The sequence below is a fragment of the Streptococcus infantis genome (genome assembly GCF_047463615.1).
Taxonomy (GTDB): domain Bacteria; phylum Bacillota; class Bacilli; order Lactobacillales; family Streptococcaceae; genus Streptococcus; species Streptococcus infantis_X.
Map to the genome: position 1 here is coordinate 1 of NZ_JASHDO010000003.1, position 18,758 is coordinate 18,758.

Consider the following 18,758-nt stretch of genomic DNA (forward strand, 5'->3'; position numbering starts at 1 on the left):
TCAGCAAGTACGTCTGCATCAACAAGTGCAAGCACATCAGCAAGTACATCAGCTTCAACAAGCGCAAGCACTTCAGCAAGTACATCAGCTTCAACAAGCGCAAGCACTTCAGTAAGCACATCGGCTTCAACAAGCGCAAGCACATCAGCAAGCACATCGGCTTCAACAAGTGCAAGCACGTCAGCAAGTACGTCTGCATCAACAAGCGCAAGCACATCAGCAAGTACGTCTGCATCAACAAGTGCAAGCACATCAGCAAGTACGTCTACATCAACAAGTGCAAGCACTTCAGCAAGTACGTCTGCATCAACAAGTGCAAGCACTTCAGCAAGTACATCAGCATCAACAAGTGCAAGCACTTCAGCAAGCACATCAGCTTCAACAAGCGCAAGCACATCTGCAAGCACGTCAGCTTCAACAAGCGCAAGCACATCAGCAAGTACGTCTGCATCAACAAGCGCAAGCACGTCAGTTATTACAAGTAAGGGAATGCCAGAAAGCTTATCACTTGGTAGCTTAGATATCGATAGTGTGATAACATCAGATTCAATTAGCACATCAGTATCACAATCACTATCATTATCAGTAAGTACTAGCCAATCAATGGCTCATTCAACTTCAACTAGTCAAGCGCCTCAAACTAGCACAACTAAGACTCGTAAGCAACTTCCAAATACTGGAACAACAGCTTCAGCTACAAATGCTCTTCTCGGAGCTGTAGCAGGTCTAGCAGGATTAGGTTTAGTGGCTAAAAGTCGTAAGCGTGATGATGAAGAATAAGTCTTGTTTTAGATAGCCTAAAATAGACTAATTAACTAGTCGTAAAACCTCCAAAAGTTTTAAGCTTTTGGAGGTTTTTATGTTCTTTAAAAGTGTGATTCTATGCTTGTCATGCTTTGTGAAATGATCTAAAAAATGGTATAATGTATAGTGTGAATTTTAGATAATAAGAGCTTTTACTTTTATACAAATTGATAATAAATAAAATGAGAATTTAGGAAAAAGGAGTAGAATTGGAACATCTAATTAGTGTTGTTATACCTGTGTATAATGTGGAAAATTATTTGGAAGAGTGCATTCAAAGTGTTCTGGATCAGACCTACACAAATCTTGATATAGTGCTGGTAAACGACGGTTCCACAGATAATTCAGCAGCAATATGTGATAGATTTGCTGAATTGGATAGTCGAGTTCGTGTGTTTCATACTGAAAATAAAGGTGCAGCCTTAGCTAAAAATTTTGGTGTCGCTCAAGCACTCGGGGAGTATGTCCTTTTTGTAGATTCAGATGATATTGCTGAGAGCAGAATGGTAAATACCTTACACAGACAAGTGGAAGAAACTGGGGCAGATATCGTAATCGGTAATTATTTTATTTATGATGAGAATGATGGACAGTATAAATTCTATGTACTAGAAAGAGATTTTTGCATCGAAGAATTATCAGCTCAAGAATTAATTGATCGGCAAGCAGGCTATTGGCATTTAAATGCTTCAGCCTTTATTATGCCTATGTTTAAGTTGTTTAAAAAAGACTTGCTATTGCAAGTTCCGTTCACCAATGGTCGGCGTTTTGACGATGAGGCCACTATTCATAGATTGTTTATAAAAAGTCAGAAAACAATTTTTGTAAATGATAATCTTTATATCTATCGCGTTAGACAAGGTAGTATCATGACTTCGCAATTTGACATATCTTGGGTGCAGGATATCTTACAAGTATTTAGTTTAAAACTTGCGGATCTTATTCTTGCTGGGATTGATACTAGTGTTATGAGAACTCGTTTTGTGAATATTCTAAATGAATATAAATACTTGTGTGAAACTTATAATCTTACAGATACTGATGAGTATAGGGAAATTCTACTTAGATTAGATTTGTGTAAGAAATAGGCTTTCAAGTGTGTCAGAACATTGGCCAAACCCTTTATGGATGCGTTGACTTTGCTTGAAATTATAATCTTCAAACAAAGTAACTAAATAACGTTCCAGAGTCTCCTCGTTAGGAAAAAGAACCTTCTTTTTCGTGTGACGTTTGATTTCTTTGTTAAGAGACTAAATGAGGTTTGTCGAATAAATGCTGTGCCAAATCTGGTAGGGAAACTGATAAAAAGTTAAAAGATTATACGTATTCTCCAGACTTTCCATGACTTTCCTATACTTTGGTTTCCATTCGGCGATAAAGTCCTCCAAAGCTTGTACTGCCATTTCTAAATTTCAGCACGATAAATCATTTTAAATTGCTCTAGAATAACTGCCCGATCAGATCGCTTCACCTTACTAGCCAAATTTCGACTAATATGAATGAAGCAACGTTGTTGTTTAGCTAATGGGTAAGCCTGACTGATCATTTGCTCAAGCCCCTTGAAGCCATCAGTTACTACAAGAGAAACCTGTTGGATTCCTTGGTTTTGAAGCTTGTCTAACAGGTTGGACCAAAAAGCATTGTTTTCATTTGGGGCGATTTCATATCCAAGAACAGCCTTTTGTCCTTCTGGTGTAATGCCAAGTGCGATATGAATACATTCTTTACTAACGGTTCCACGTCTTAATGGAAGATAGGTTCCATCAAGGAATAAAACAGAGTAGTTAGCTTCTCTCATGAAAAGCAGCGACATTCTCCTGAGTTGCTTTTGAGATATTAGAAATTGTGGCAGGACTATAATGATGACCATACATTCGTTCGATAACATCACTAATTTCTTGAGTCGTTACGCCGGTTTGATAGAATTTGATAACCATCTCTTCTAAGTGGTCATCTCGACGTCCATAAGAGGGGATCAAAACTGGACTAAAGTTTCCATTACGATCTCTAGGAATGCTCAACTGAACAGTCCCATATTTGGTTTCAAATTTCCGTGAATACGTTCCATTACGACTATTCCCAGAATTATAGCCTACTTTATCGTAAGGCTCATACCCTAAAAAGGCTGACAATTCTGCTTGAAGCAGGTCATTCATAGCTGTTTCAAGAGAAGAACGAAAAAATTCATCAATATCTTGCTTTTGGGCTAGGAAGTTAAGCAATTCTGTGGTAAACTGAGTCATAGGAATAAATCTCTTTCTAGTAATGTTTCGCAACTCTACTATAACGGGTTTATTCCTTTTTGTGTTTACACAACTTATTTTAAACTACCTAAAATTCAGGAAATTAAATAAGAAATTTTAGAACATTCAGAGGGACGGCTAATTTTGTTAATGTTGGGACCAACTGCAAAAATATTGGCATACCGTTTGTCTAGATTAGGTTATCGTGCTTTAGATCTTGGACATATTGATTCAGAGTATGAATGGATGAAAATGGGCGCGGAAAAGAAAGTCTTATTGAGAAACAAGCATACCGCAGAATTTAATCTAGATACAGAAATAGAGTTAGCAAATGATGATGAATACTTGAGTCAAATTGTCGCTGACTTGAGTGAAGAATAGTATTGGATATGGTATTTCGGAGGAGAGATGACATCAGAAAGACTTGCAATCGTTTTGATTGCTGATCAAGCTTATACAGAACAATTAACTGTGACCATGAAATCCATCATGTATCACAATAAATCAGTTGATTTTTATATCATCAACCAAGGCATTATGCCTGACTGGTTTAGAAAAATAAGACGCATTGTAAAAATGTTGGGAGGGGAACTTTACAACATTCCTTTTGACATGGGACTGATTTCATCTGAGTGGAGGACACAAGATCATATTAGTCCAATTGCTTATGCAAAGTATTTCATTTCCCGTCTCATTGATAGAGATAAGGTTCTTTATCTTGATGTAGATATTGTTGTCAATGGAAGCCTAGTTTCTCTTTTTAAGACAGACTTAAAAGGCTTTCCAGTAGGTGCTGTACGTGATGTGGATGGTTGTTTTAATACTGGAGTTATGCTTATTGATAATCTACAATGGAAAGAATTAGGTATCTCAGATAAATGTTTAGAATTATCTGAAGGTGAGAAAAGTGAACATTGGGAATTGGAACATTTTAATGGAGATCAAACAATATTAAACTCTATTTTTCAGGACAATTGGTTGGAGTTAGATAAGCGATTCAATGTTCAGGTTGGCCATGATATTGTCGCATTTTATAGTAATTGGCAAGAACATTTTCATTTGGATGATAGTCCTCTGATTATTCATTATACAACTTATAGAAAGCCGTGGAATAGTCTGACTTCCTACAGATATAGAGAAAAATGGTGGGATTTCTATAATTTAGAGTTTTCTCAGATTTCAGCTCATCACCTGGATGAATTTTCTTTAATAAAAGGTGAAAGACAGGGGCTGGAGTTTATAACGCTTACCAATTCGGAAGAAATAGAAGGAATTGAATATTTAGCAAATATCTTTCCAGAGCATAAATTTCATATAGCTGCATATACTGAAATTGGTGACAATTTAAGAAGATTATCTATAATAGATAATATTTATTTACACCCACAATCTACTGCAGAAAAATTAAAATATCTTTGTGGAAAATCAGACGTATATTTAAATATAAATTATGGTGATACAGACGAATCTATCTTACATTATATGGTAGATATGAATAAACCGATTTTTAGTTTTTATGCTACTCATAAGGGGAAAGTGCCTCAATATCTTTTTTTGAAAAAGGATATTGAAAAAATGAAGGAAGCTATCCAGTTATTATCCAAAGTAGGAAATGCTAGATTTGCTAAAGAGTGGAAAGCTGAAGATCTCTTTAATATATCTGTAATGTCCATAGATGAAACCCTAGATAAACTTTTACAAACAAATCAATCCATGGTTCGATTTGGAGATGGAGAAATTCACATTATGAATGGATATGATATTCCATTCCAAAAATACGATGAAGTCTTGGCACAAGAGATGAGAAATATTTTAATGTTCGATGATAGAGAAAATATGATGATCTGTATGCCAGAAGTTTTTGAAGTCTTCCAAGGTAATTTTACACAAGACGCTAATTCTGAAAGATTTTGGAAAAGGGAGCTAGATCGATTTTCAGATTTTTTCAAGGAATATTGTCATTCAAAGAGATATGGGTCAGCCTTTATTTCAAGGCCTTATATTTATAATAAGGATAAGAGTCGCGCTCAAAGTCAATTTGAAAAAATAAAACAATTGTTCGAGGGGGAAGAATTATTAATCGTTGAAGGAGCAACTTCACGTTCAGGTGTTGGGAACGACTTATTTGATGGTGCAAAATCAATTAAGCGTATTATATGTCCTTCCCACAATGCTTTTGATAAAGTTCAGGAAATTAAAGAAGAAATCTTAGAACACTCAGAGGGACGACTAATTTTGTTAATGTTAGGACCAACTGCAAAGGTTTTAGCTTATCAATTATCTCAATTAGGGTATCGTGCTTTAGATCTTGGACATATTGATTCAGAGTATGAATGGATGAAAATGGGAGCAGAGACAAAGGTACAACTAAAACACAAGCATACCGCAGAATTTAATTTTGACCAAGGAATTGAATTTATAGAGGATGAAGACTATAATAATCAAATTGTTGCAGATTTGTCTAAGTAGAGAGGTATAAATTTATGGATTTTCCATTGATATCAATTATTATTCCTGTATATAATGTAGAGGAATACATTGAACATTGTATTAATAATATTTTGATACAGACCTATACGAATATAGAGGTTATCATTGTCAACGATGGTAGTCTTGATGATAGTATCACTATTGCAAAAGGATTGACCAAAGATGACTCTCGTTTTATCTATCTTGATAAGGAAAATGGTGGACAGTCGGATGCACGAAATGCAGGATTGGAAATTGCAACGGGTGATTATATCTTTTTCTGTGATCCAGATGACTTTATGTTTGAGAAAAGTATTGAAAATCTGTATTATGCAAGTCAACTAACTGAAGCAGATATTGTCGTAGGATCATTTTGTCGTTTTGAAGAAGGTGTATTTTATTTTTATCCAAAATCAAAAGAAGATGAACTACTGTCTCCGCTCAGTGCTAGAGATGCTATACAAGGCATGGATAGCATGGAGGATTATACTCTGCTTCGCTATTCTGCGGTTTGGGGGAAACTATTCAAAAAGCATTTATTTGATGAAATTCGCTTTCCTAAGGGGAAATATGCAGAAGACCAGTTCATTATGTGGAAACTCTATCTAGCAAGTGAAAAGATGACTCGGTATGATTCAGATATTTATGCCTACAGAATTAATTTTAAAGGACTGACTCAGAACTACAACTTATCTCATTTAGATTTTATCGATGCGATTGAAGAGCGTATTGAAACCTTGATAGAGATGCCTGAGTTAGAATATCCGATGGAATTAGCCTTTAATCAGTATAAATTTGCTCTAAGGAGAAATTTATCCATGTTAGAAGGGACCGAATTTATCCAAGAGGAAGCAAGAGTGCGCGAAAAGTTGGAGCATGCTGAGAATGGGAATTACCTGTTTTTGAAAGATAAAAGAGAGTGAAATATGGAAAATCAATTAATCAGTATTATTGTTCCGGTTTACAATGTCGAAGAGTATCTCAAACAATGCTTGGATAGCATTCTAGAGCAGACATACCGCAATTGGGAACTTATCCTAGTGAATGATGGTGCGACAGATAGTTCAGGCCAGATTTGTCAAGAATACGCTGAAAAAGATGCACGTATTCGTTATTTTGAAAAAGAAAATGGAGGGCAGTCTGAAGCTCGAAATTATGGAATTGAACAAGCCCAAGGAGAATATCTTACCTTTGTTGATTCGGATGATTGGGTGACTGAAACTTATCTCGAAGAACTATATAGTAAACTGCGTCACTATAACGCAGATATTTCCATAACTAATTATTTTATTTTTCAAGAAAGTAATGCGACATTCTATAAACATGTTTTTGAACCTTGGGAAAAGGACTATGATAGTAAATATTTATTAGAACATTATTTTGAGATTCAAGAGGGAGACTTTTTCTTATCCACGGTGTGGGGGAAATTGTATAAAAAATCTCTATTTGAATGGTTGCGTTTTCCAAAAGGAATGACATCAGAGGATGCGGCTTTAGTTTATAAAATTTATGATCTTGCAGAGAAAATTGTTTATTTTCATAAGGATAGTTATTGTTATAGACAACGTGAAGGTAGTACTTCGAAATGTGTGACAGTTAGTAGCATTGAAGATTCAATTAAATTGAGTTTAGAAAGAATTGTCTTATTATCTTTAAAAGGCTATGATGTTTCTTGCTACTTACAACATTTCCAAGAATTGCTCTCCTTAAATGAGTGTAATATGAGAGTAGCATGGAATTTGCTTGACACAGAAACCTATCGTCAAATTAAAGAAAATTTACAATTTATATCCACTAATAAGAGTTAAGGAAGCAAAGGAAGTAGAATGCTAGAAACAATCAGTATCATTATTTCCATCTATAATGTGGAGTCCTATCTCAGAAAATGCTTACACAGTATAATGGAACAATCTTTTTCTTGCTTTTAATAAATGATGGTTCTACCGATGGTTCAGGACAGATCTGTCATGAATATGTAGAAAAAGATGACAGAATCCGTTATTTTGAAAAGGAAAATGGTGGCTTATCTGATGCGAGAAACTATGGACTGGATAGGGCACAGGGAGCCTATATTACCTTTCTAGATGCAGATGATTTTCTCTTTGAAAACTATCTAGAAAAATTATATCAGGCGAGCCACCTTAGTGATTCTGATATCTTAATTGGAGGCAATTGCCGTTTTGATGGTTCTGATTTCTATTTTTACAATGATCATTTTAAGAGTGATTCCTTGAATTCTTTCACATCAGCACAAGCAATTCAAGTATTAGATTCTATGCTGGATGTTCCATTTTTAACTTTTTCGACTGCTTGGGGAAAACTATTTAAACGAGATTTGTTCGATGAGCTTCGTTTTCCATATGGGAATATGCTGAGGACCAATTTTTAATTTGGAAACTTTATATGAAAGCTGATATAACATTCATGTTTTTAATAATGCTTCCTATGTTTATCGTATGAATCCTTCAGGCTTGTCAAGTGTTTTTCTCTCAAGCATTTAGATTATATAGATGCACTTGAAGAACGGATAAGAGCAACAAAGGATTTAGAAGGGATAGATATTCAGCATTCCCTTAACATGTACGACTATGTCTTACAGAGAATGTTGGGACAGTTGGAAGAACATCAATTTTTAGAGGATGTAGATAAAGTACGTGAAAAGTTAGAGTTGGCAAAACGAAAACACTACCCCTTTTCACTATAAAGGATAATGTTTTGGGGTGTTTGAGATGGAGATATACACAGGCTAAGGAAGCAGGATTACAGGATACTGAAATATTTAGACGATATACAGAACTCTTTGATTTGTGTGATGATTTATAATTAGTAATTGAGAAAAGATAGGCAGATAATGCATAAATGAATATACAATCACAAGCAGCTTTCTTTCTTATCTTATAAAAGCTAAGAGCAGATTTTTTCTGCTTTTTTTGTTATAATAGTAGGGTTATAAGTACATAGGAAAGTAAAAAAGATACTATAAAAATTACTTTTTATAATCTCAATTCTTTCATTTAAAATAGTAGGATTTCTGAGAAATCAGCCGTCAAATGGAAATGACTGGGAGGAATAATTTTGAAAAACTTTTTTTCATCTATTGTAGTAAAAAAAGGGTTTGCCACAGTATTGTTTATTTTTATATATATACTTGGGAGTAGATTGACTCTTCCTTTTGTTGATGTAAATAATCGAGAATTTTTAGGTGGATCAGCTGCTTATCTTGCTTTTTCAACAGCATTGGTAGGAGGGAATCTTCGTAGTTTATCTGTTTTTTCAGTAGGCCTATCTCCCTGGATGTCAAGCATGATTTTATGGCAAATGTTTTCTTTTTCAAAAAGATTAGGCTTAAATAACGGAGCTATCGAAACTCAAAATAGACGTCAGATGTATTTAACCTTATTTATCGCCTTGATACAAGCTTTAGCCATTTCCTTAAATTTACCAATCCAATCTCAACTACCTAGTCTTTTGATTATACTGATGAATACTTGTCTTTTAGTAGCTGGTGCCTTCTTCTTAGTATGGTTATCAGATATTAACTCAACGGTTGGTATAGGTGGCTCTATGCTGATCCTGATTACTAGTATGGTCTTAAATATACCTCAAGATCTAATTGATGCCTTTAGAACTATTCATATACCATGGTTTATTCTGGTATCACTTGTTCTAATGGGACTTATCTTTACTTATCTGGTGGCTATTCTCTATAGGGCACGTTATCGTATAGCAGTCAATAAAATCGGTCTTCATAATCGTTTTAAACGGTATTCTTATTTTGAAGTTATGCTGAACCCAGCTGGTGGGATGCCTTATATGTATGTGATGACATTTCTGAGTTTACCAACCTATTTGCTGTTATTGTTGCAAACTGTTTTACCAAAATATACTGTTTTTGCAGAGCTTTCAGCTCAGTTTGCAATTGGGAAACCGCTTTGGATTTATATGTATATTGTTATTCTGTTTCTTTTTAGCATCGCCTTTGCTTTTGTTAATATGAGTGGAGAGCAAATTTCTGATAGGATGAAAAAATCAGGAGAATATATTTATGGAATCTATCCAGGAGAAGAGACTAGCCGATTTATCAATCAATTAGTTTTTCGTTTTGCCATGATAGGTGCTGTTTTAAACGTCTTTATGGCTGGTGGTCCAATGCTTTTTGTATTATTTGATGAAAAACTATTAAAAATTGCAATGATCCCAGGTTTATTTATGATGTTCGGTGGGATGATCTTTACGGTTCGAGACGAAGTTTCAGCGTTAAGATTAAACGAAACCTATAAGCCATTGATTTAGGAGGTTGTGATGTATTATTTTATTCCAGCTTGGTATGGAAGTAATCGACCCTGGCACGCTGATTTAACTCCCTGGTATTTTTCTCAGTTTCGTTTTGAGTTTGATGATACCTTCAATCAGATTAGACTTTTTCAAGGTCAAGAAATTGAGTCACAGATACTAGTATTATCTTATCAGCCTCATTTACGCTACTATTTACATAGGCATGGTGTATTAGAGACAGAGACTTATTCTATTTTTGATGATATGCAAGATCTTCAAGATGTACATACTCAAGTATTAAATATCAGAGATATCGAATGGGATAGAGATTGTCAATTTCTTTATAGTCCATTTGCAATAGTAGTTCAAAAAAATGGAAAAAAGTATGCAAAGATAGAACATGGGGTAGAAGGATTTATCAGTGACATCCAATATTTTGATTCCAATAGTCAGATAAGTCAGCACTATATAATGGATGATAGAGGGCTAGTATCGAGTGTTATTTATTTCGAAGGTGGAGTCCCTACTTATCAAGACTATCTTAATCCAAATGGTGTTTGGCAATTTAGAGAGTATATACAAGATGCTGGGCGTATTGAAATAAACCCAATTTTTAGTTATCGATTTAATAAGCTTGAATATCCTGATATGGCTTGTCTGATAGCTGAATTTTTGGACAAGTTTTTGCAAAAGAAACTACAGATGGATGATATTTTTATTATACCTTCACATCCTCATCACAATCAATTTGTTTTTGATCGTATACCAAGTGAGAATATCAAAATTTTGAGTCTTTTTGTTGGCCGTAATTCTCAAGAAAGTTTTAGAGAACTAGCTTCATCTTTTGAACAAGCTCACTTAATCATCGTGGACAGAGAGGACAGGATGCAACTGTTACAGGAATTATATCCTGAGAAATTAAGTAAGTTTCACCATCTCTCTCCTTTCGATACCCGCTTGAGATTGGGTCGGAGTCAGACAAGGAAAGAATCAATCATCTATTTCCAATTGGATTTTTCTGAAAGTATTGATAAAGAAGCATTGTTTCAAGTTTTATCATTTGTATCTAAAAATCAAAATACAGAAGTCGTTTTCGGAGCCTTTTCTGCTAGTCAGGAACAAATGGAGGAAGTTCAAACAGTAGTAGATGAAATTATTCAAGAAAAAATTCCTATCGAAGCGCTTGAGAAAGAAGTTGACTATGGTGGTGCAGAAAATCCATTAGAAGAAAATCAAAATCAAGAATCACGTTTCCAATTTGTGAATATGAATGACGAATTAGAGTTGATGAAAACACTAGAATTTGTTCGGTTGATTGTAGATCTCCATAAACATCCACACCTTTATACTCAAATAGCAGGGATCAGTGCAGGTATCCCTCAGATAAATAAAGTTGAAACTGCCTATGTTGAACATTTAAAAAATGGTTATGTGATTTCTGATATCACAGAATTTTCACAAGGAGCTCATTATTATATAGATAGGCTGAAAGAGTGGAATCAGTCCTTAATCTACTCTGTTGATAAAATCAAGGAGCATACTGGACAACGCTTCTTAGAGAAATTGCAAGATTGGATTGAGGAGGTTAGACATGTCAAAGAATCATAAAATATTACAGATAGGAATTGATAACTGGAAGCGTTACTATGACATACCTAGTAATATGGACTGGTACTATCTTTGTCCAAATTCCTCGACAGCTCTCCGTAAAATAATGGATATGGAAGCTATTAAGAGTTTCGATGCTATTCTCATAGAAGAGGGACAATATATAAGAGACTTACTCCCTTTTATCCATCAAATAGATCCCTATACTCTTATGTATAGTCATGATTTTAAAACTAATGATGCAGCGATCATTGATTTGTTGAAAAGGTCTTGTGCACAAAGTGTGGATTTTTTAGATCCACAACAACTTCTAGATGATTTATCAACCTCCTTGTTTGGTGGCGGATATGGAGATAAATTGTTTCCATCCAGTATTCAGGTTCATCCAAGTTTTCACGGCTCCATTTCTTATCAAGGACTAGATTTCCTAACTTTAGAGGGTGACTTTGGAGAAGACTTTAGTCAAGTTGCATGTTGGTCAGGTAATTCTATGATAGGTAAAGATTTCCCTATAGAACTTTGGCTAGAGTATGAAAAATATGGAAATTGTGAATTTCAATTTGTTATTCGAAAAATCTATTCTGGTCAGATAGATAATTTTTTTGGTGAGACAATCTATCAAGAAAAAGATCTTTCAGAGGCAATCGTTGTTGAACGTGAGGATAATGATATTTTCTTAACTGTATCGATTGAAGCACGAGGAGAAGGTATCATTAAATTGGGTAATCTTCATCAACGTTGGAGCCGAAAACAATTTGGCAAATTTGTTCTTGGCGGAAATATTTTACACGATAGTATACGCGATGAGATTAATTATTTCTTTCATCCAGGAGACTTCAAACCTCCATTGGCAGTCTACTTTTCGGGATTTCGTCCTGCAGAAGGTTTTGAGGGTTACTATATGATGAAGTCATTGGGATGTCCTTTTCTCTTGTTTTCAGATCCACGATTAGAAGGGGGAGCCTTCTATCTGGGTAGTGATGAACTCGAAGGAAAGCTAGTAGATACGATTCGTCATTATTTAGAGTATCTAGGTTTTGATCATAAAGATTTGATTTTGTCAGGTCTTTCTATGGGAACTTTTCCATCCCTTTATTATGCAGCAACTTTTGAACCACACGCTGTTGTAGTAGGAAAACCACTAGCAAATGTTGGAACGTTAGCTCGTAGAGGTCGTTTGGATGCTCCTGGAGTAGCTAATTTAGGATTCGACGTTTTGATACATCATACAGGTGGAAGAAGTGATAACGATATGCTAGAGTTGGATCAACGTTTTTGGAATGCTTTTAAGAGTGCAGATTTTTCAAAGACTACCTTTGGTTTGTCTTATATGAAAGACGAAGAGATGGATACAAAAGCATATGAACAATTGGTAACTTATCTTTGTAACACTGGAGCTAAAGTACTTTCTAAAGGAACATCTGGTAGGCATAATGACGATACTAATACAAATGTGGCCTGGTTTATACATTTTTATAATATGATTTTAGAAGGAGACTTTGGAAGGAGTAATCAATGATTATTAATAGAAGAGACGATATAAAATGGGGGGAAGTAAGTGGTACCTATATGTATGGGACAACTGTTACTTATCATTCAGATCAGCATGTCAGCATCTTAAATCCATTGGTTACATCAGGCGTTATTTTAAGAAGTTGGTCTTCAAATGTAAACTTTCAAGCTTATAGGGTTCAAGCAAGTCTTCCCCTGCTTAAAAGAAATCAAGATTATCAATTCAGTATTTCTATGGACTGTAAGCCCGTAGATGGGGTGTACATCAAGGTATCTTTTTTTAATAGATATGGAGATATCGTTGAAGAGAAAATAGAAAAAACAACAGAATTTAATTTTTCTTATCCTGAGGATACCTATTATTATCAAATTTCCTTATTAAGTGCTGGCTTTGAATCTATGGATTTTTATTCTTTTTCTATTAAGGAGATTCAGTGTGGTTAAAGAATTCTATCAACAGTTTCATCTTAGAAAAGCAAAAAAGACTTTAAAGAAAATCAATGCATTAAAGAGGAAAATGCAATCTTTGTCAGACCAAGAATTAGCAGCAAAAACACTAGAATTTCGTGAGAGGCTAACCAAGGGAGAAACAGTAGATGATCTTTTAGTTGAAGCATTTGCTGTAGTACGTGAAGCAGATAGACGAGTATTGGGCATGTTCCCCTACGATGTCCAGGTTTTGGGTGGTATTATTATCCACCAAGGAAATGTCGCTGAGATGAATACTGGAGAAGGGAAAACTCTAACAGCTACATTACCAGTCTATCTAAATGCCTTAACAGGAAAAGGTACCATGCTCGTAACGACCAATGAATATCTGGCTAAACGCGATGCTGAAGAGATGGGGCAGGTTTATCGTTTTTTAGGTCTAACGGTAGGTGTACCTTTTACTAGCAATCCTAAACAAAAGTTGAAACCTGCAGAGAAAAAAAGGATATATAGTTCGGATATTATTTACACCACTAACAGTGTCTTGGGTTTTGACTATTTAGGTGATAATTTGGCATCTAATGAGTCAGGAAAATTTTTAAGACCTTTTGATTATGTAATCATTGATGAAATCGATGATATTTTGTTAGATAGTGCTCAGACTCCACTGATTATTTCAGGTTCTCCTCGAGTTCAGTCAAATCATTATGAGCTAGTGGATACTCTTTTTACAACATTAGTTGAAGGGGAAGACTACATCTTCAAGGAAGAAAAAGATGAGGTTTGGCTAACTACAAAGGGAGCAAAGGCGGCTGAAAACTTTTTAGGAATCGATCACTTGTATAAAGAAGAGCATGCGAACTTTGCAAGACATTTAGCTTACGCTCTAAGGGCTCATAAACTCTATACGAGGGATAAAGATTATGTCATTCGTGGGAAGGACATGGTACTCGTTGATAAGGGAACAGGACGTCTAATGGAGATGACCAAACTGCAGGGAGGACTCCATCAGGCCATTGAAGCAAAGGAACACGTGAAGCTGTCTCCTGAAACGAGAGCCATGGCTTCCATCACCTATCAGAGTTTATTTAAAATGTTTCAAAAAGTATCGGGGATGACAGGGACAGGTAAGGTAGCAGAGAAAGAATTTCTTGAAACCTATAATATGAAAGTTGTTCGCATTCCAACAAATCGTCCTGCACAACGAATTGACTATCCAGATAATCTATATGTTACTTTACCAGAAAAGGTGTATGCTTCTTTAGAATATATTAAAGAGTATCACAAAAAGGGAAATCCTATTTTGGTTTTTGTCGGTTCTGTAGAGATGTCTCATCTTTATTCATCGCTTTTACTCCGTGAAGGAATTGCTCATAATGTTTTAAATGCCAACAATGTGGCCCGCGAGGCTCAGATTATCTCAGAATCAGGTCAAATAGGAGCAGTTACAGTTGCGACTTCTATGGCAGGACGTGGTACAGATATTAAGCTGGGTAAAGGAGTTGCAGAGTTAGGAGGCTTGATCATTATAGGTACAGAGCGGATGGAGAGTCAACGGATAGACCTTCAAATCCGAGGACGTTCAGGTCGGCAAGGTGATCCAGGTATGAGCAAGTTTTTCGTATCCTTGGAAGATGATGTTATTAAAAAATTTGGCCCTAATTGGGTGCATAAACGATATAAAGACTACCACGTTCAAGACATGACAAATCCAGTGGTTTTAAGAGGACGTAAGTATCGCAAGCTAGTAGAGAGAGCTCAGCGTGCCAGCGATAGTGCAGGACGTTCTGCACGTCGACAAACTTTAGAGTATGCTGAAAGTATGAATATTCAAAGAGAGATGGTATATAAGGAACGAGATCGTTTAATAGATGGTTCTCGTGACTTAGAGGGTGTGGTCGAAGATATTATTGATAGTTACACAAATCAAGTGTCTTCTGTAAACTATGAAAGTCGAGAGTTGTTGTTCCACTTTATTGTGACTAATATTAGTTTTCATATCAAAGAAATTCCAGAGTATCTGGATATATCTGATAAAAATGCAGTTCGCACTTTTTTGAAGCAAATTATTGATAAGGAGCTTTCTGAAAAGAAAGCATTGCTTGAGCAATATGGTCTGTATGAACACTTCTTACGCTTTTCTCTACTCAAAGCCATTGATGACAACTGGGTAGAACAGGTTGACTATTTGCAACAATTGATGATGGCGGTCAGTGGCCAATCTTCAACTCAGAAAAACCCTATTGTTGAGTACTATCAAGAAGCCTATTCAGGATTCGAAACCATGAAAGAACAAATTCATCTGGATATGGTTCGTAATCTACTAATGGGTCTCGTAGAGGTCACTTCTAAAGGTGAAATCGTAACCCATTTTCCATAAAAGGAGAACATATGACAATTTATAATATAAATTTAGGAATCGGCTGGGCTAGTAGCGGTGTTGAGTACGCTCAAGCTTATCGTGCGGGTATTTTTCGCAGTCTGAATCTACCGTCTAAGTTTATCTTTACAGATATGATTTTAGCTGATAATATCCAGCATTTGACAGCTAATATTGGATTTAATGATGAGGAAGTTATTTGGCTATATAATTATTTTACGGATATCAAAATTGCACCGACCAGTGTGACTGTAGATGATGTTTTGGCTTATTTTGAAGGCGTAGAAAGCCATCGTGAAAGAAATGGGAAAGTTGAACGAATCTTCTTTTCTGATGAAGACAAGTTTATCACTTGTTATTTGGTAGATGAGGGAAAAGATTTTGTCCAACATGTGGAGTATGTGTTTGCCGGTAATCTGGTTCGCAAAGATTACTTCTCTTACACACGCTATTGCACAGAATATTTTGCTCCTAAAGACAATGTAGCGACACTCTACCAAAGAACCTTCTACAATGAAGATGGAACTCCGGCTTATGAAATGTTCATGAATCAAGGGACCGAGGAAGTTTACCGTTTTAAGGATCGCATTTTATACGGGAAGCCTGCCCTAATTCGTTACTTCATGCAGACTCTTCAGTTAAGCAAATCAGATCTAGTGATTTTAGATCGTGAGACTGGCATTGGGCAGGTTGTTTTTGAGGAAGCGCAAGCGGCACATCTAGCGGTAGTTGTTCATGCAGAGCATTACAGTGAAAATGCGACCAATGATGACTATATCTTGTGGAACAACTATTATGACTACCAGTTTACCAATGCAGATAAAGTCGATTTCTTTATCGTTTCAACGGATCGTCAAAAGGAAGTCTTAGAGCAACAGTTTGCTCGCTATACCTCGCATGCACCTAAGATCGTAACCATTCCAGTTGGAAGTGTAGATCAATTAACAAAACCACAAGAGAGTCGTAAACCATTTTCTCTCATTACAGCTTCGCGTTTGGCTAAGGAAAAACACATTGATTGGCTTGTGAAGGCTGTGATTGAGGCTCATAAGGAATTGCCAGAATTAACCTTCGATATCTATGGTAGTGGTAGTGAAGAATCTTTATTGCGACAAATCATTACAACAAATCAGGCAGAGGATTACATTCAACTTAAGGGACATGCAGACCTATCTCATATTTACTCTCAATATGAAGTTTATCTAACTGCTTCTACAAGTGAAGGTTTTGGTTTGACACTCATGGAAGCGATTGGATCAGGTTTGCCATTGATTGGTTTTGATGTTCCGTATGGAAATCAAACATTTATCGAAGATGGTCAAAATGGCTACTTGATTCCAAGCTCATCTGACCATGTCGAAGATGAAATCAAGAAAGCTTTTGCAGAAAAAATCTGCCAACTATATTTAGAAAATCGTTTGGAAGGCATGAGAGAAAAGTCCTACCAGATAGCTGAGAAGTTCTTGACTAAAGAGATTCTGAATACATGGGAAAAAACAATCAAGGAGGTAGTGGATGATTCAGTTATTTGATCTATATAATCAAGAAAGCCAAGATTTGCACTATAGTCTGACTGCGGCAGGACTATCTGATTTGGCTGTGGTTATTGAACCCGATGGATTTTTACCAGATGGAGTTGTCTCACCCTTCACCTATTATTTGGGTTATGACAGTGGTAAGCCCTTGTATTTTAACCAAGTTCCTGTCCCAGACTTTTGGGAGATTGCTGGAGATAATCAGTCTGCAATCATTAATAATCTTTGTCAAGAACGGGCAGTAATTTATTATGCAGATGGTTTACAGGCTCGTTTGGTGAAAAAAGTTGAATGGAAAACACCAGCAGGTCGGATCTTTCAAGTAGATCACTACAATCGTTTTGGAGCTTGTTTTGCAAAAACCACCTATGATATTTTGGGGCAAGCTATTATGACTTCCTATCGGGACGTAAATCGCAAGGAAGTTGTTTTGGAAAACCATGTCACAGGTGATATTCTTTTGACCTTGGAAGGGCAAAGCTTGCGTCATTTTTCTGGTCGAGTGGCCTTTGTCATAGACTTCTTGCAAGGTTTGAATGTGAATCTTGACCACATTCTCTTTAATACCCTATCTACATCGTTTTTGACTTCTTTCCATTTTCCAGAAAAATCAGGTCAGGATATCCTAGTTTGGCAAGAACCATTGCAGGACCATATTCCTGGAAATATGCAACTGATCTTGGAGAATGACCAGCTTCGAGCTAAGACCATTATCATTCCAGATTATGCGACCTATGAACGCGCCCTACAATTGACGGATGAAAAATTCCATCATAAGTTTAGTCACCTAGGCTATCATTATCACTTTAAGCGTGATAATTTTGTTCGTCCTGATGCCTTGATAGTGACCAATTCGGATCAACTAGAGCAAGTCGAAAAACTGGTGGAGAGTTTACCAAGGGTCACTTTCCGAATAGCAGCAGTGACAGAAATGTCAGCTAAGTTGATGGATATGCTCCGCTACCCGAATGTTGTACTCTATCAAAATGCTAGTCCCCAGAAGATTCAGGAGCTTTATCAGTTATCAGATATCTACTTGGATATCAACTATGGGAATGAACTTCTTCAGGCTGTTCGCCAGGCCTTTGAACATAACCTATTGGTCCTAGCTTTTGAGGAAACAGCGCATAATCGCCGCTATACAGCTCCAAATCATATTTTCGCTAAGGAAGCAGTTGATGGCATGATTCAAACTATTGAATTAGCTCTTTCTAACGTTAAGGAGATGGGACGAGCTCTTGGAGAGCAAGGTTACCATGCCAATTATGTGGATCCAATCATGTATCAGGAGCGGATGGAAACCATTTTAGGAGAAAGCCATGGCTAAAAAAGATCTATTTTATCAAGATGTTGAAGGTCGCATGGAAGAGATGAAACAGCAACCTATTAAAAAGGAAAAATCGACTCGAGGAGAAAAAATAAATAAAATTTTTTCAATCTTGCTAGGAATAATGATTTTGATTGGTTTACTGTTTACTTTAATAGGGCTTTTGAGGTAGTTAA

General features: G+C 36.0%; 15 protein-coding genes and 2 pseudogenes. 15 read left to right on the top strand and 2 right to left on the bottom strand.

The window, feature by feature from the left end; genetic code table 11:
* Positions 1-557 (bottom strand): hypothetical protein (locus QM874_RS04235; RefSeq protein WP_414316340.1); only part of this gene is annotated, 557 nt, incomplete at its 3' end.
* Positions 558-603: 46 nt separating this feature from the next.
* On the opposite strand from QM874_RS04235, the gene QM874_RS04240 reads away from it, so the two are divergent.
* A complete protein-coding gene (locus tag QM874_RS04240) occupies positions 604-780 on the top strand; it encodes an LPXTG cell wall anchor domain-containing protein (RefSeq protein WP_414316341.1) in 177 nt (58 codons plus the stop codon).
* Positions 781-1,013: 233 nt separating this feature from the next.
* Entirely contained in the window at positions 1,014-1,892 is an 879-nt protein-coding gene (locus QM874_RS04245) for a glycosyltransferase family 2 protein (protein ID WP_414316342.1), read from the top strand.
* Here QM874_RS04245 and QM874_RS04250 read toward each other — a convergent pair.
* Positions 1,872-3,047 (bottom strand): annotated as a pseudogene (locus QM874_RS04250) (IS256 family transposase). The gene QM874_RS04245 and the pseudogene QM874_RS04250 sit on opposite strands and share 21 nt — an antisense overlap.
* A gap of 114 nt (positions 3,048-3,161) precedes the next feature.
* On the opposite strand from QM874_RS04250, the pseudogene QM874_RS04255 reads away from it, so the two are divergent.
* The 13 genes and pseudogenes from QM874_RS04255 to asp4 all read left to right on the top strand — a co-directional run.
* Positions 3,162-3,428: pseudogene (locus QM874_RS04255) on the top strand (GT-D fold domain-containing glycosyltransferase); the annotation flags it as partial.
* A 27-nt stretch (positions 3,429-3,455) separates the two neighbouring features.
* Entirely contained in the window at positions 3,456-5,516 is a 2,061-nt protein-coding gene (locus tag QM874_RS04260; RefSeq protein ID WP_414316343.1) for an SP_1767 family glycosyltransferase, read from the top strand.
* A 14-nt stretch (positions 5,517-5,530) separates the two neighbouring features.
* Entirely contained in the window at positions 5,531-6,439 is a 909-nt protein-coding gene (locus QM874_RS04265; RefSeq protein ID WP_414316344.1) for a glycosyltransferase family 2 protein, read from the top strand.
* A gap of 3 nt (positions 6,440-6,442) precedes the next feature.
* On the top strand, positions 6,443-7,324 hold the full coding sequence (locus QM874_RS04270; protein ID WP_414316345.1) for a glycosyltransferase family 2 protein: 882 nt from the start codon (positions 6,443-6,445) through the stop codon (positions 7,322-7,324).
* A 77-nt stretch (positions 7,325-7,401) separates the two neighbouring features.
* Positions 7,402-7,905, top strand: coding sequence for a glycosyltransferase family 2 protein (locus tag QM874_RS04275; protein ID WP_414316346.1), 504 nt, complete (start codon positions 7,402-7,404; stop codon positions 7,903-7,905).
* A 686-nt stretch (positions 7,906-8,591) separates the two neighbouring features.
* The gene (gene secY2, locus QM874_RS04280; RefSeq protein WP_414316347.1) at positions 8,592-9,809 is read left to right on the top strand and encodes an accessory Sec system protein translocase subunit SecY2; all 1,218 of its coding nucleotides are present in this window, start codon (positions 8,592-8,594) and stop codon (positions 9,807-9,809) included.
* A 9-nt stretch (positions 9,810-9,818) separates the two neighbouring features.
* The gene (gene asp1 / locus QM874_RS04285; RefSeq protein WP_414316348.1) at positions 9,819-11,399 is read left to right on the top strand and encodes an accessory Sec system protein Asp1; all 1,581 of its coding nucleotides are present in this window, start codon (positions 9,819-9,821) and stop codon (positions 11,397-11,399) included.
* The gene (gene asp2 / locus QM874_RS04290; RefSeq protein WP_414316349.1) at positions 11,383-12,918 is read left to right on the top strand and encodes an accessory Sec system protein Asp2; all 1,536 of its coding nucleotides are present in this window, start codon (positions 11,383-11,385) and stop codon (positions 12,916-12,918) included. The genes asp1 and asp2 overlap by 17 nt, the downstream gene beginning before the upstream one ends.
* Positions 12,915-13,355, top strand: coding sequence for an accessory Sec system protein Asp3 (gene asp3 / locus QM874_RS04295; RefSeq protein WP_414316350.1), 441 nt, complete (start codon positions 12,915-12,917; stop codon positions 13,353-13,355). Before asp2 ends, asp3 begins: the two co-directional genes overlap by 4 nt.
* On the top strand, positions 13,348-15,720 hold the full coding sequence (secA2, locus tag QM874_RS04300; protein ID WP_414316351.1) for an accessory Sec system translocase SecA2: 2,373 nt from the start codon (positions 13,348-13,350) through the stop codon (positions 15,718-15,720). The genes asp3 and secA2 overlap by 8 nt, the downstream gene beginning before the upstream one ends.
* Before the next feature lie 11 nt (positions 15,721-15,731).
* Positions 15,732-17,252, top strand: coding sequence for an accessory Sec system glycosyltransferase GtfA (gene gtfA / locus QM874_RS04305; protein WP_414316352.1), 1,521 nt, complete (start codon positions 15,732-15,734; stop codon positions 17,250-17,252).
* Positions 17,236-18,582: an accessory Sec system glycosylation chaperone GtfB gene (gene gtfB / locus QM874_RS04310; protein WP_414316353.1), complete on the top strand. Its 1,347-nt coding sequence runs from the start codon at positions 17,236-17,238 to the stop codon at positions 18,580-18,582. The genes gtfA and gtfB overlap by 17 nt, the downstream gene beginning before the upstream one ends.
* A complete protein-coding gene (gene asp4, locus QM874_RS04315) occupies positions 18,575-18,754 on the top strand; it encodes an accessory Sec system protein Asp4 (protein WP_049503148.1) in 180 nt (59 codons plus the stop codon). The genes gtfB and asp4 overlap by 8 nt, the downstream gene beginning before the upstream one ends.
* Positions 18,755-18,758 lie beyond the last annotated feature (4 nt).